This window comes from Streptomyces sp. NBC_00258, assembly GCF_036182465.1.
Taxonomy (GTDB): Bacteria; Actinomycetota; Actinomycetes; order Streptomycetales; family Streptomycetaceae; genus Streptomyces.
On sequence record NZ_CP108081.1, the window covers coordinates 11,337,116 to 11,349,810 of the forward strand.

Annotated in this window: 14 protein-coding genes; 2 read left to right on the forward strand and 12 right to left on the reverse strand. The window is 68.4% G+C overall.

The annotated features are described in order from the left end of the window. Positions 1-136: 136 nt before the first annotated feature. From OG718_RS50255 to OG718_RS50290, 8 genes are all read right to left on the reverse strand, one after another. Entirely contained in the window at positions 137-1,123 is a 987-nt protein-coding gene (locus tag OG718_RS50255) for an aldo/keto reductase (RefSeq protein WP_328847398.1), read from the reverse strand. A 135-nt stretch (positions 1,124-1,258) separates the two neighbouring features. Then, positions 1,259-2,218, reverse strand: coding sequence for an amidohydrolase family protein (locus tag OG718_RS50260; RefSeq protein ID WP_328847399.1), 960 nt, complete (start codon positions 2,216-2,218; stop codon positions 1,259-1,261). A gap of 65 nt (positions 2,219-2,283) precedes the next feature. Further along, the gene (locus tag OG718_RS50265) at positions 2,284-3,870 is read right to left on the reverse strand and encodes a Na+/H+ antiporter (RefSeq protein ID WP_143643085.1); all 1,587 of its coding nucleotides are present in this window, start codon (positions 3,868-3,870) and stop codon (positions 2,284-2,286) included. A 67-nt stretch (positions 3,871-3,937) separates the two neighbouring features. Continuing rightward, the gene (locus OG718_RS50270) at positions 3,938-4,309 is read right to left on the reverse strand and encodes a DUF2255 family protein (protein ID WP_143643086.1); all 372 of its coding nucleotides are present in this window, start codon (positions 4,307-4,309) and stop codon (positions 3,938-3,940) included. A 103-nt stretch (positions 4,310-4,412) separates the two neighbouring features. Then, entirely contained in the window at positions 4,413-5,429 is a 1,017-nt protein-coding gene (locus OG718_RS50275) for a zinc-dependent alcohol dehydrogenase family protein (RefSeq protein ID WP_328847400.1), read from the reverse strand. A gap of 262 nt (positions 5,430-5,691) precedes the next feature. Continuing rightward, complete coding sequence (locus tag OG718_RS50280) at positions 5,692-6,024, reverse strand: carboxymuconolactone decarboxylase family protein (RefSeq protein WP_143643088.1); 333 nt, start codon at positions 6,022-6,024, stop codon at positions 5,692-5,694. Between the two features lie 12 nt (positions 6,025-6,036). Next, the gene (locus OG718_RS50285) at positions 6,037-6,303 is read right to left on the reverse strand and encodes a hypothetical protein (RefSeq protein ID WP_143643089.1); all 267 of its coding nucleotides are present in this window, start codon (positions 6,301-6,303) and stop codon (positions 6,037-6,039) included. Positions 6,304-6,813: 510 nt separating this feature from the next. Then, entirely contained in the window at positions 6,814-7,995 is a 1,182-nt protein-coding gene (locus OG718_RS50290) for an FAD-dependent monooxygenase (RefSeq protein ID WP_143643201.1), read from the reverse strand. Between the two features lie 200 nt (positions 7,996-8,195). Between OG718_RS50290 and OG718_RS50295 the strand changes: the two genes are divergently transcribed. Together OG718_RS50295 and OG718_RS50300 are read left to right on the forward strand one after the other, a co-directional pair. After that, the gene (locus tag OG718_RS50295) at positions 8,196-8,975 is read left to right on the forward strand and encodes an IclR family transcriptional regulator (RefSeq protein ID WP_143643090.1); all 780 of its coding nucleotides are present in this window, start codon (positions 8,196-8,198) and stop codon (positions 8,973-8,975) included. A 119-nt stretch (positions 8,976-9,094) separates the two neighbouring features. After that, positions 9,095-9,361: a dioxygenase gene (locus tag OG718_RS50300; RefSeq protein WP_328847401.1), complete on the forward strand. Its 267-nt coding sequence runs from the start codon at positions 9,095-9,097 to the stop codon at positions 9,359-9,361. Here the strand turns inward: OG718_RS50300 and OG718_RS50305 are convergent. The 4 genes from OG718_RS50305 to OG718_RS50320 all read right to left on the reverse strand — a co-directional run bounded on the left by OG718_RS50305 (position 9,351) and on the right by OG718_RS50320 (position 12,638). Beyond that, positions 9,351-10,283 carry an NADP-dependent oxidoreductase gene (locus OG718_RS50305; RefSeq protein ID WP_328847402.1) on the reverse strand — a complete coding sequence of 311 codons (933 nt, stop codon included), beginning with the start codon at positions 10,281-10,283 and terminating at the stop codon, positions 9,351-9,353. The two genes, OG718_RS50300 and OG718_RS50305, sit on opposite strands and share 11 nt — an antisense overlap. Positions 10,284-10,457: 174 nt before the next feature. Then, the gene (locus OG718_RS50310; RefSeq protein ID WP_328847403.1) at positions 10,458-11,324 is read right to left on the reverse strand and encodes a helix-turn-helix domain-containing protein; all 867 of its coding nucleotides are present in this window, start codon (positions 11,322-11,324) and stop codon (positions 10,458-10,460) included. Positions 11,325-11,525: 201 nt separating this feature from the next. Next, a complete protein-coding gene (locus OG718_RS50315) occupies positions 11,526-12,224 on the reverse strand; it encodes a type 1 glutamine amidotransferase domain-containing protein (protein ID WP_328847404.1) in 699 nt (232 codons plus the stop codon). A 21-nt stretch (positions 12,225-12,245) separates the two neighbouring features. Beyond that, complete coding sequence (locus OG718_RS50320; protein ID WP_328847405.1) at positions 12,246-12,638, reverse strand: nuclear transport factor 2 family protein; 393 nt, start codon at positions 12,636-12,638, stop codon at positions 12,246-12,248. Between the last annotated feature and the right edge of the window lie 57 nt (positions 12,639-12,695).

The window sequence follows — 12,695 nt, forward strand, 5'->3', positions numbered from 1 at the left end:
AGCCGGCGCCGATCAATGCTGAAGCCCTGGGAGATCTTCATCGGTGTGCGGCTCGACGCAGACGGAAGTGGCGGCGAACGGGTGCTGCCACCGAAACCGGTGTGTCGTCCGCCGCAGCCTGCTTCCGTTCGTCCGGCTACTTGTCGACCAGTGACATGTGGTGCTCGTTGTAGCGGTCTCCCTGCACCCCGACCCGATCAGCGAGTGCGTTGAGGCCCGACAGTTCGTCGGCGGAGAGCGGTAGTTGAGTGGCGCCGATGTTCTCCTCGATGCGCGCGATGCGCCGCGTTCCGGGAATCGGAACGATCCACGGATGCTGCGCAAGCAGCCAGGCGAGCGCGAGCTGTCCCGGTGTGGCGTCCTTGGCCTCCGCGAGCGATGCAATGTGATCGACGAGAGCCTGGTTGGCCGCTCGATTCTCGGCCGTGAACCGTGGAATGGTTGTTCGGACGTCGTCGGCCGCGAACGACGTCGAGGCGTCCACGGCCCCGGTGAGGAACCCCTTGCCGAGCGGGCTGAAGGGAACGAATCCGATGCCGAGCGCCGCGCACGTCGGCAGGATCTGTGACTCGGGATCCCGGGTCCACAGCGAGTACTCGCTCTGCACTGCCGTGACCGGGTGGACCGAGTGAGCACGACGGATGGTCTCCGCACCGGCCTCCGACAGCCCGAAGCAGCGGACCTTGCCCTCCTGCACGAGCTCGGCCACCGTGCCGGCGACCTCTTCGATCGGCACCTGTGGATCGACACGGTGCTGGTAGAACAGGTCGATCGTCTCCAACCCGAGCCGTTGGAGTGAGGCCGTCGCGACGGCACGGATCTGCTCGGGCCGGCTGTTGAGTCCGACTGACGCACCGTTCTCGATACGAAAGCCGAACTTCGTGGCGATCACCACGTTGTCACGGACCGGAGCGAGGGCCTCTCCGACGAGTTCCTCGTTGACGTATGGGCCGTACACCTCCGCGGTGTCGAAAAACGTGACTCCGCGGTCCACGGCCCCGCGGAGCACGGCGACCATGGCGCTTCGATCACCGGGGTTGGGGCCGTAACTCTGGGACATTCCCATGGCGCCGAGACCGATGGCGGAGACCCGCAGGTCCTGCCCAAGTGTTCGAGTGTGCATCAATTCTCCATTCGGTGTCGTTCTTGGTGCTCGATACTCATCGCTTCTACCTGAGCGAAAGCGCAGTCTGACGGGCCGGACTGCCACCTGGCGTGGTGGAAGTCCGAGCACGATTCGACGCGCCAACTGACGCTTTCACCGACCTGGCCCCGGGAACAGGCGCTTCGCGTTGGCCGTTGTCAGGGAACGCCACGTGGACCCCTCAACCGGTGACTCGGCCGCGTCGATAGCCGCGATGTGGGCATCGGCCAGCGGGGGAGGCGTCCAGCAGTAGTCGCTGCCGAACAGCACGCGGTCCGGACCGACGAGCTTGAGCAGTGCGGGGACCTGGCGTGGGAAGGCTGTGCCCGCCATGTCGTAGTACAAGCCCTGTAGTTGCTGGACGGCATCGAGGGAGGGTGACTTCTCCGAAGTCAGGAACAGCCTCATGAACTCGTTGATGCGGTCAGCCAGGACGGGAACCGCGCCGCCGCCGTGCGGAACGATCACCTGCATGTTCGGATGGCGCGTCAGGACGCCCGCCATCACCAGGTCCGTGACGGCACGGGCCGTGTCGAAGATGTACTCGACCATCGGCCGCGGTCTGCCGAGTGCGGACTGTTCCCAGCACACCGGTGAGGTCGGGTGAAGGAAGACCACAGCCCGGCGGCGGTCGAGTTCCGCGAAGACCGGGTCGAGGCGCTGGTCGCCCAGGTACACACCGTGCGTGTGCGTCAGCAAGGCCACGCCGTCGGCGTCGAGTTCGTCGAAGGCGAATACGATCTCCTGCAACGAGCCGTCCACGTCGGGTAGGGGAAGCGACACGAAGTTGCCGAACCGGCCGGGGTGGTCGCGGGTCAGCTCGGCGGTGTACTCGTTGACACGCCGGGCGAGGAGGCGAGCCGCGTCGTCGTCGCCGAAGTGCACGCCGGGGGAGGACATGGAGAGCATCGCGGTGTCGATGCCGTTGCGGTCCATCAGGTCCAGGTGCGCTTGCACGGACCACGTGGGCCAGCCGCCCATGCCGTCGGGGTGGGCGTGGCCCGCCGCCGTCGCCTGCTGGACGTAGAAGTCGGGCAGCAGGTGGGCGTGGACGTCGATGAGGCCGGAGGACATGACGAGGGGGTCCCTTCTTGTAGGGCTCGTGAGGCTCGGAGCCAGGCCGGGATGTCTGGCTTGGCTCACTCCGCCTGCTCGCGTCCGGCCAGCCGCACCTCTTCGTTGTCCAAGGCGGCCTGGAGCCGGCGCAGCACGGTGTCGTCGATGTGCCGTTCGTCGCGCAGGCGGACGACGGTTGCGCGTTTGTGGGCGATGAGGGCCAGGCGCAGCTCGGTGTAGTGGCGGTTGTGGAGCAGGGCGGGATCGCCGTCGGAGCCTGCGCCCCTGGCCCGTACGGTGGCCAGGTGGGCCTCGTACTCCTGGCGCAGCCACTCCGTGACCTTCGGGGTGGTGCCCAGTTCCTCGGCGAGTCGCGGTATGGCCTGGACTGCCTCCTCGGTGGCCATGGTGTCGGCGAGTACCTCTTCCTCGTCGACAGACGTGTCGCGCGGCAGCCGGGCCCAGCGCACCACGCCCGGCAGCAGCAGGCCCTGCACCACGAGAGTCACCACGATGACGCCGGAGGTGACGAAGACGATGAAGGCACGGTCGGGGAAGGGAGCGCCGGAGTCGAGGGTCTCCGGCACCGAGAGCGCCACGGCGAGCGACACCGCGCCGCGGAAGCCCGCAAGTCCGCTGACGACACGGGCCCGGTGACTGATTCTCAGTTCCTGCTGCTGAGGACGCCGGTCGATGGCGCGGATCAGGTAGGCGGAGGAGAACAGGAACGCGAACCGGACCACGACCAGCACCACGCTGACCACTCCGATCGCGGTCAGGGCGTCCTGGAGGTCGGATCCGTTCAAGTGGCGGAGCGCGTACTGGAGTTCCACTCCGACCAGGACGAAAAGTGTGCCGTTGATGATGAAGGTGAGCAGTGGCCAGAACGCCAGGGCCTGGCGGCGGTGCTCGGCGCGGATGAGGCTGGGAGCCACCTGGGCCATGATCAGCCCGCTCACGACGACCGCGAGGACGCCTGAAGCGTGGATCAGCTCGGCGAGCAGATACGCCGTGAACGGCGCAAGGATCATGACGAGATTGCCGAGCAGGGGATCGTCCAGGCGCCGCCGCAGGTTCATGTTGATCCAGGCGACCGCCACGCCGACTGCGGCCCCTCCGCCGTAGGCCAGGAGGAACAGTGCGCCGACGTGCGGAAGGGTGAGGTGTTCCTCGCCGACGGTGAGACCGACCGCCAGGCCGAAGATGACCAGTGCGGTGCCGTCGTTGACGAGGCTTTCGGCACGCAGCACGGTGACCTGACGGCGCGGCAGGGAGCGGGCCAGGACGCCCACCGCTGTGGCGTCGGTCGGAGCCACGGCCGCGCCCAGCGCCCACGCCGGTCCCCACGGCAGACCGAGCGCGTGCCCGGCGACCGCGACGGCCCACGCGGTGAGAATCACCAGGACCGTGCTGAGCAGGGCGATGCCGCGCAGGTTCGTACGGATCTCCCGCATGGACGTCGTGAGGCTCTCCCAATACAGCAGCACCGGCAGGAAGAGCAGCAGCACCACTTCCGGGGGAAGCTGCGTCTGGCGCACGGCCGGGACCAGCCCGACAAGGGCACCCACGACAAGCAGCACGACGGGTGGTGCCACGCCCAGCCGCTGCGCGACGAACTGGCCGACCAGCACGGCCACACCCAGGAGCACGACGAGTTCGAGACCGATCACGGGGCTGGCTCCTGCGTCGGGCGGGCTGCTGGCGCGAGTCCAGTGGCACCCACCGGGCACATCTGGCTCATCTGGGCACCAGCTCCAGCGTCGTCGGGCGTGCCGCCACCATGGGAATGACATACGCGCCGCCGAAGCGGCCGTACTTGGTGCGGTACGCGGTGTCGATGCGGTCGTTGGTCTCTGAGTCCGTCACCTCGACGAACGTGACGTCCCTGTCGACACCGCCGGATCGGACACGACCCTGATGATTCGCGCGTGCCGTGCGCCACCAACCGCCGTCCGTACCTCGGAAGGAGCGGACGTAGAGATGGTCGCCGTCGCGGACGACCCAGATCGGCACCGGCCCCCGCAGGGTGCCGTCACGCCGGAGCGGCGACATCTCCAGCTCGTCGGCCCCGCCGATTCGGTCGAGCTCGTCGCTGGTCCATGTCGTCATCGGTGTTCCCCAATCTCCATCATCCGGTGAGGGCGGAAGGACGCTCGTCACGGCCGGCGGCGGTGGGCGCGGCTGGGGCTGCCCACCACCGCCGGGGCTTCAGTCACGGACGCAGCAGTGCCTTGATGGCGCGGCGCTCGTCCATGGCCTTGTAACCTTCGGCGACCTCGTTCAGGGACAGGGTGAGGTCGAAGACCATGCCCGGGTTGATACGGCCGCTGAAGACGCGCTCGATCAGGTCGGGAAGGTAGGCGCGTACGGGGGCGGGGCCACCGCGCAGGCCGACGTGGGAGAAGAAGAGCTCCTGGCCGTCGATCTGCGAGCCGTGCGGGAAACCGACGAAGCCGACGTTGCCGCCCGGGCGGGTGGACTGCAGGGCCTGGTGCAGCGACTCCTGGGTGCCGACGCACTCGAGGACCGAGTCGGCGCCGATGCCGTCCGTCAGTTCCTTGACACGGGCGACGCCTTCCGCGCCCCGCTCGGTGACGATGTCGGTGGCGCCGAACTCCAGGGCCAGCTTCTGTCGGGACTCGTGGCGGCTCATGGCGATGATGCGTTCGGCGCCCAGTTCCTTCGCGGCGATGACGCCGGACAGGCCCACCGCGCCGTCGCCGACGACCACGGCCGTCGAACCGGGCTCGACCTCGGCTGCCTTGGCGGCGTACCAGCCGGTACCCATGACGTCGGACAGGGCCAGCAGGCTCGGGATGAGCTCCTCGGCCGGCTGTTCCGGGGTGGCGACCAGAGTGCCGTCGGCGAGCGGGACACGTACGTACTCGGCCTGGGCGCCGTTGACCCACTGCGCGTGCTGGCATGAGGTGTGATAGCCGGCCTGGCAGATCGGGCAGGTGTTGTCGGAGGCGACGAAGGAGCCGATGACGAACTGACCCGGCCTGACGCCAGAGACGCCGCTGCCGACCTCCTCGACGACACCGACGTACTCGTGGCCGATCGGCTGCGGCTCGGTGACCGGCAGGACACCCCGGTAGCTCCACAGATCGGAGCCGCACACACAGGTGGCGACGGTACGGATCACCGCGTCCGTCGATGCCGTGATCTTCGGGTCGGGAGCGTTCTCCACCCGGATGTCACCTGGCGCGTGAATGATGGTTGCTCGCATGTTGGCTTCCCAACTCTGGTCGGGCCTGTCGTGGCGTCAGGGACGCGTACGCGTGCTGAAGCGCGGGACGTGGCAGTCGTCGTCCGTGACGTGTTCGAGCCCTGTGGTGTCGTCCGTCTCCCACAGCGCGAGATGGTTCATGACCTTGCCGGGCGCGGCACCGTCCGCTCCAGTCGCGATGCCCTCGACGATGTGGAGGGTCTGGCCCGGGGCGTGGGAGCGCGAGGCGGTGCGGGCAGGGCAGGCATGTTGGGAGAGCCCCTCAGCCGGATTGGTCGGAGTTGTCCACGATGCTCTTGAGCTGGTTCATCGCGGCCATGGCGTTGGGCCAGCCGGCGTAGAAGGCCAGATGGGTGATGGCCTCGATCAGCTCGTCCTTGGTCACGCCGTTCTCCAGCGCCTTGCCGAGGTGGAAGGCGAGCTGGTCGCCCCGGTACAGGGCGGCGAGAGCGGTGACGGTTACCAGGCTGCGGTCACGCGGGGACAGACCCGGCCGCTCCCAGATGTCGCCGAACAGGACGGTGTCAGTCACCTCCGCCAGCTTGGGGGCGAACTCCTGGATGGCCGGCGGCGCGAACTTCTTCCGTTCGGACATGGGGTGGTGCTCCTAGCGTGTGCTCGGGGTCAGGCTGCCCAGCCTTCGGCCGGGGGGCTGGTTCAGGTACTCACCGAAGAACGAGGTGAGCTTGGCAAACTCCGTCGGTTCCTGGCCCGCCCGACGGCCGATCGGTTGACGTCGGCACCGCGGAGTGCGGTGGTATTCGTGATCCTGGCCGACTGGGTCCGGCGTCGCCTCGTCGACATCCGCGGGCACGAGGTGTTCGAGCAGGACGAGCCAGCCCGACGGGCCGCCGCGCAGAGTCGGTCCACACATTCATTTCTCGCCTCCTCCGCATGTCGCATGGCAATAGCGAATATCGGGCACGCGCGGAAAACAACTGCCAGCCCGGAGTTGGTGACCCCGCCTGTTCAGGTGAATGCTCTCCGTGGACCGGTCCTGGTCGCCGACAGCGTCATCGACCCTGTCACCATCGCGCGAACCCGCAAAGGGGAGAATTCCATCCTGGAAATGACTTATCCAGGGGAAGGATCCTTACCCCCTCACGAAGACTGGGCAGCACGAGACGGGACGTCATGGCCGGCTCCACTGATGGGCCGTTGTGCGGCGCGAGTCTGTGCCCGGCCTCGATCGTGCCCGGACGGGGTGCTCGGACGGGGTGCCCGGGACGGGGTCACACGCGCATGTGTTTGTCCGGGATCGCCGGGTCGGGTGTCACGATGGCCTGCTGAGCCCGGACCAGCTCCTCCTCGGCCTGACGTTGCCGGTCCGGTACCGCGGAAGTGGTGGCCATGGTGGCATTCCCCCTGACGTCGGGGGTGTTGTTCACGAGGTGGGTGCCTCCTCGGCGTCGTAGCCGTAGATCCAGCCGTTGCGCACCAGCGGATCGGATTCGGCCAGTGCGGCGTCGCGAGCCTGCTGCTCGGGCCCGTCGGGCAGATGGTTGATGTCTCTGCGACCATGACTGATCTCCTGCAGGCGCGTGGTGCGTTCGATCCGCGCCGCCTCGTACCGCTTCAGAGCGCGCTCGGGGTCGTTCGCATACGCGGCCAGGCAGCGGGCCAGAACCGCGGCGTCCTCGACGGACTGGGCCGCGCCCTGGGCGAAGAAGGGGAACATGGGGTGCGCGGCGTCGCCGAGCAAGGTGATCCTGCCCCGGCTCCAACGCCGTAGGGGCGCCCGGTCCAGCAGCGACCAGCGCCCGGGCACACCGCCGGCGGTGATCAGGTCCGTCACCCGCGGGTCCCAGTCGGCGAACTCGGCATGGAACTCCTCCACCGTGGCCGTCGTACTCCAGGACTCGTCGGTGTGATCCCCGGCCGGGGCGAAGGCGACGACGTTGACGGCCTGCCCACCGGCGACCGGGTAGTGCACGAAGTGCCGTCCGGGCCCGAGCCAGAGGGTCTGGGCGCGGCGCAGCGCGAAGTCGGGCGCGGCTCGGGCCGGCACGATGGTGCGGAAGGCGCAGATACCGGAAAACGTCGGCGGGGAGGGCTCGGTCACCGCGCTGCGGACGACGGAGTGCACCCCGTCGGCGCCGATGACGATGTCCGCCTCGGCATGGCTGCCATCGGCGAAGCGCAGCTGCACGACGTCCTTGCGTGCCTCGACCGCCGTGCAGCGCGCGCCCAGGCGCACCCACTCACCGGGCACAGCCGCCCTGAGCGAGTCGAGCAAGTCGGCCCGGTGCACGACGTAGGTGGCCTCGCCGTAGAGCCGCTCGCAGACACCGCTCAGCTTCTCGACCGAGAGCACTGTCCCATCCGTCCAGCGGCGGAACTCCCAACCCCAGTCAAGTGGTACGGCCCGGTGGAGGAACCGGTCCATGACACCGAGGCGCCGGAGCAGCCGTACGGCATTGGGGGCCACCACGAGCCCGGCGCCGACCTCCGTGAGTGCGGGCGCCTGCTCGTAGACGGTCGCCGTCAACCCCGCGCGGCGCAGGAAGGCGCCGGCGGCCAGACCACCGATGCCACCCCCGACGACGGCAATGCGCGGACCCGGCATGGTGACAGGCACTGATGGACTCCTCTGGCTCGCGGCTCGTCGACGGCGGTCGAGGGCAATCGAACTGGCCACGGCAGATCCTGACTGGCTCCCCGCGCCACCGGAACAGCTGTGTTCATTGAATGGACACCGCTTTCGAAGTCGCACTTAGGCTGAGGCGGCAACCAGCAGCGGTACCGCACAGCGAGGAGCCGGTACGTATGCCCCGGACCAGCGAGCCCGGCAGGACGGTGGGCTCCCGCCTGCTGGAAGTACTGTTCGCGTTCCAGCCCGGGCAGACTGCGCTCAGCCTCGCCGACCTGGTGCGTAAGACGGGCATGCCGCATGCCACTGTGCGGAGACTGGCCATGGAACTCGCCGACTTCGGCGCGCTGGACCGTCGGCCGGACGGCAGATTCACGGTGGGACTGCGGCTGTGGCAACTCGGGACCCTGGCCCCGCTCACCGAATCACTGCGCACGCTGGCCAAGCCGTTCCTCGAGGATCTCTACACCGCACTCCACCAGCACGTGCAACTGGCGGTCCTGGAGGGCCAGGAAGCCGTGATCATCGAGAGGCTGTCCGCGCCGGAGGCAGCCGAGCTGGTCTCCCAGGTCGGTGGGCGGCTTCCACTGCACTGCACGGGGGTGGGCAAGGTTCTGCTCAGCCACGGCGGTACGGACCTGATCGAGACCGTTCTCTCAGGTGAGCTGCGGGAATACTCCTCGCGAAGCATCGTGGCACCGGAGGTACTGCGCAAGGAGATCGGCGACTGCCGTCGCACGGGAACGGCCACGGTGCGAGGAGAACTGACCCCCGGTACCGATTCGGTGGCCACGCGCATCGTGAACGCCGAAGGCCGGGTCGTAGCGGCGCTGTCCGTGGTCGTGCGCACCGACTCGGTGAAGCACCAGGCGGTGCTTCCGTCCGTGATCGCGAGTGGTCTCGGCATCTCCCGCCTCCTCGGCTGGCGCCCTGGCGTCAAGGTCCGCAACAGCTGATCACTTGTTCGCTGTTCATTGAATGGACAGCGGTGTTGTTCGGGCCTGACGGCCTTCGGATACTCGCCTGGCAGTGCGAGCCGCGGGCCGGCAGCCGACTGTCACGAGGAGACGCCGACGTGATCATCCAAGACGAACACCAGCTCACCCTGGCGGTACTCGCCGAGACGGAGCGGGCCGACGACCCGCGCGTCAAGGAGATCATCCAGGCGCTGGTGCGGCACCTGCATGATTTCGCCCGCGAAGTGCGGCTGAACGAGAGGGAGTTCGACACCGCCCCATCGGCGTCCGTGGCATGTCGCACTGACCAGGGCCACTCGGTTCGGTCGCGTCCGGGACTACGCCGAACTGGCTGTGCCTCGCTCGTCGCCGTGCTCAGAACGTGAGGATCAGTCGGCCACGGAGTCCTCCTGCGGCGAGGAGCCGGTGCGCTTCGGCGGCCTGTTCCGCGGGGAGCGCCTGCGCTACCCGCAGCGTGATGCGGCCCTCCTCCACCTGCTGCCGGAGCCGGTCGAGCTTGGCGCGCTCCCTGGCGTAGCGGAACACGACGATCGGCTCGAAGACGACGCCTCGCTCGCCGGGGCCGTCGAAGCCGCGCAGCGTCACCACTCGGCCGCCGTCGCGCATCGCTCGAGCCGTGAGTTCGCCGAGCGACGCGGCGTCGACGAGTCCGTCGACGCCGTCAGGGATCTCGGCGCGTACGCGGTTCGGGAACTCGGTACCGCGGCGGAGTACGACGTCGGCACCCAGTTCCTTGATCAGCACCTCGTCCCGCTCCGAGGCGTCGGCCACCACCCGCAGCCCGTCCACCTTGGCCAGCTGGACGGCGTAACCGCCGACCGCGCCGGCCGCTCCGGTGATCGCGACGGTCTGACCGGGCTCCAGGCCGAGCGTATCCAGGGCCAGGCGCGCGGTCAGTCCGTTCATCGGGAGGGACGCGGCCTGCACGTCGGTCGCGTCACGAGGAGCTCGGACGACCGAGTCCAGCGACACCACGACCTGCTCGGCATAGGCGCCGTGCGAGCCCTTGGGGAGCACGATCGCCATCACGCGGTCGCCGACCCTCAGATCCGTGTCCGTACCAGGGCCCATCTGGTCCACGACCCCCGCGGCTTCCATGCCGGGAACGAACGGCGGCCGGGCGTCCGGTGGTCCCAAGGGCCCGCCCCGCTGCAGGGCGTCGACCGCGTTGACGGTCGCGGCGTGCACCCGGATCCGCACCTCGCCCGGGCCGGCCTCGGGGGCGGGCAGCTCCAGGACCTGAAGCACCTCCGGCCCGCCGGATTCCGTGAAACCTACAGCCTTCATCGACTACCCCATTGCTCGGCCTGCGGTCGTTGAGGCTTTCGACATTCGTGCCTCGCGCACGCCGGCAAAAGGGGAAGGTTCTTGACTGGGATGCGTCTACCAGGGGGAGGGTTCTTTCCCCCCCGTAGCAATGGCGAGAGACGCCATGCTCCTGGATCGGATGGCAGGGAAGGCCTACACAGTGTCGGACGCGGTCCGCTTCTGGTCCGCGGCCCAGGAGGCCAGAAGACGCAACCCGTCGTGGGACGGGGAACCGGGTTCGGCGTTCCACACGATGATGTGCTGGTCGGGGTCCGTGCCACACGTGAGCGTGTTCCAGTCGAGTGTCAGCTCGCCCACCACCGGGTGACGGAGCTTCTTGACGCCCTTGCCCCGCATCGCGACGTCATGCGCCGTCCACCACTCCCGGAACTGTGCGTCACGGGTGGAGAGCTCCTCTACCAGAGCGGTGAGGCGCTGGTCGCCGGGGTAGCGCGCGCTCTCCATACGGAGTTGGGCGATGGCCAGCCGGGTGACCTCCTCCCAGTCGGCGTACAGCTCGCGCATCCAGGGCTCGGTGAACAGCAGCCGGACGAAAACGCGCTCCTGCTCCGGGTAGCGCCCGAAATCGACCCAGAGGGCGGCGGCGAGCTGGTTCCAGCCCAGGATGTCGGTGCGCCGGCCGATGACGAATGCCGGGGAGGCGGTGAGATCGTCCAGCATGCGCTGCAACTGCGTGTCCACCCGCTGGCGGTCACCTGACGCAGGCGGGCGCACTCGCTCTTTCGCCGAAAGATCGAAGAGGTAGGTGCGCTGGTCGTCGTTGAGACGGAGCGACCGGGCGATTTCGTTCAGAAGGGCAGCCGAGGCCTGGAGCCGCCCCTGTTCGATCCGGGTGTAGTACTCGGTGCTGATCGATGCGAGAAGGGCCACCTCCTCACGGCGCAGACCGCTCACACGCCGGCGTTGCCCCGCGCGGAGTCCGACCTCGGAAGGACTGACCTCGGCACGGCGGGCCTTGAGGAACTCACCCAGCTCGTTCAGATGAGGGTTGCGATTCATGACTTGCAGCCTCGCACAAAAGCTCGACGGCTGTGAGGAGGAGCAATCCTGTCCATGTCCGCTTGGCTCATGTACGAAACGGCATCGGTTTCAGCCTGGATGGCAGCAGGCGGAAGCAGAGGCGGGAGAGGACTGGGCGGCCCGGAGCACGCACCGGGCCGCCCAGCGGTCACACAGCTGTGGCGTCAGCCCTGTGCCTCGTCAGCCCAGTACCTTGACGAGTTCTTGGGCAAGCGGGACCGCCGAGCCCGGGTTCTGGCCGGTGTACAGGTTGCGGTCGGTCTCGACGTGCGGGGCGAACGGCTCGGTCTCGCGGTAGTCCGCGCCGAGTTCGTTGACAAGACGGTCCTGCAGCAGCCACTTCGCGCGGTCCGCGAGGCCGTTCAGCTTCTCTTCGGCGTTGGAGAGTCCGGTCAGGCGGTAGCCGGCGAACGGGGACGTCCCGTCCGGGCCGATGGTGGCAAGCAGCGCCGCGGGGCCGTGACACACCAGCGACACCGGCTTGCCCGTAGCGAGCCACTCGGTGAGCAGCCTGCCGGACTCGGTGTTGTCGGGCAGGTCTTCCATCGGGCCCCACCCGCCGGGGTAGAAGACGGCCGCGTAGTCGTCGATGTTCACGTCCTCGATGCGCATCGGGTGCGCCAGCTCGGTCGCCTCGCGCAGGGCGGTTTGCATGCGCTGCGCACCTTCCTCGCCGCCGTTGAATTCCGCGGTGAGGCTGAGCGCGTCCGCTGTGGGCGGTACACCGCCGGGTGTCGCCGCCGCGATCTCGTATCCGGCCTCCTTGAAGACCTTGTACGGGCCGATGGCTTCCTCGGCCCAGAAGCCGGCCGGCTGCCGGGTTCCGTCTGCCAGCGTCCAGTGGTCGGACGCGGTGATCACGAAGAGGATCTTCGCCATGGGGGGCTCCTTGTCGGGCTCTCAGCCCTTGAGGGCTTCTTGGAGGACGTGGCTGTCGGCGGCCTGCCGCATGCTGACGGCCTTGCCGTCACGGACGGTCCACAGGTGGATGAACCGGACGTCGGCCTTGGCACCGGCCTTGGTCTCGGCGTGGTAGTGCCCGAACACGAAGACGTGGCCCTCGTCGTCCGCGTAGAACTCCTCGGGACCCGCGCCGAACGACGCGTAGTTCGGCATCGTCCTGCCGAAGAAGTCCTTCGCCACACTGTCCCAGCCGTGGTAGACGCCGCTGTTCGGAAAGCCCGGGGTGATGTCCCAGACGAAGTCCGGGGCCATGACCTCCTTGGTGACCTCGGGCGCCATTCGGGATTCGTAGACCCGGCGGATGAGGGCGAGGTCGGGGGAGTCGGACATGGTGCGCTCCTTGCGAGGATGCGGGGATGCGGGAATCGAATACGGAAAGGAAGGCCT

Bases quoted from the DNA above. Each gene is read 5' to 3' on its own strand.
- OG718_RS50255 (WP_328847398.1), bottom strand. From the start codon at position 1,123: ATGCACACTCGAACACTTGGGCAGGACCTGCGGGTCTCCGCCATCGGT.
- OG718_RS50305 (WP_328847402.1), bottom strand. From the start codon at position 10,283: ATGAAGGCTGTAGGTTTCACGGAATCCGGCGGGCCGGAGGTGCTTCAG.
- OG718_RS50290 (WP_143643201.1), bottom strand. From the start codon at position 7,995: ATGCCGGGTCCGCGCATTGCCGTCGTCGGGGGTGGCATCGGTGGTCTG.
- OG718_RS50310 (WP_328847403.1), bottom strand. From the start codon at position 11,324: ATGAATCGCAACCCTCATCTGAACGAGCTGGGTGAGTTCCTCAAGGCC.
- OG718_RS50280 (WP_143643088.1), bottom strand. From the start codon at position 6,024: ATGTCCGAACGGAAGAAGTTCGCGCCGCCGGCCATCCAGGAGTTCGCC.
- OG718_RS50295 (WP_143643090.1), top strand. From the start codon at position 8,196: ATGCCCCGGACCAGCGAGCCCGGCAGGACGGTGGGCTCCCGCCTGCTG.
- OG718_RS50275 (WP_328847400.1), bottom strand. From the start codon at position 5,429: ATGCGAGCAACCATCATTCACGCGCCAGGTGACATCCGGGTGGAGAAC.
- OG718_RS50260 (WP_328847399.1), bottom strand. From the start codon at position 2,218: ATGTCCTCCGGCCTCATCGACGTCCACGCCCACCTGCTGCCCGACTTC.
- OG718_RS50270 (WP_143643086.1), bottom strand. From the start codon at position 4,309: ATGACGACATGGACCAGCGACGAGCTCGACCGAATCGGCGGGGCCGAC.
- OG718_RS50315 (WP_328847404.1), bottom strand. From the start codon at position 12,224: ATGGCGAAGATCCTCTTCGTGATCACCGCGTCCGACCACTGGACGCTG.
- OG718_RS50285 (WP_143643089.1), bottom strand. From the start codon at position 6,303: ATGTGTGGACCGACTCTGCGCGGCGGCCCGTCGGGCTGGCTCGTCCTG.
- OG718_RS50320 (WP_328847405.1), bottom strand. From the start codon at position 12,638: ATGTCCGACTCCCCCGACCTCGCCCTCATCCGCCGGGTCTACGAATCC.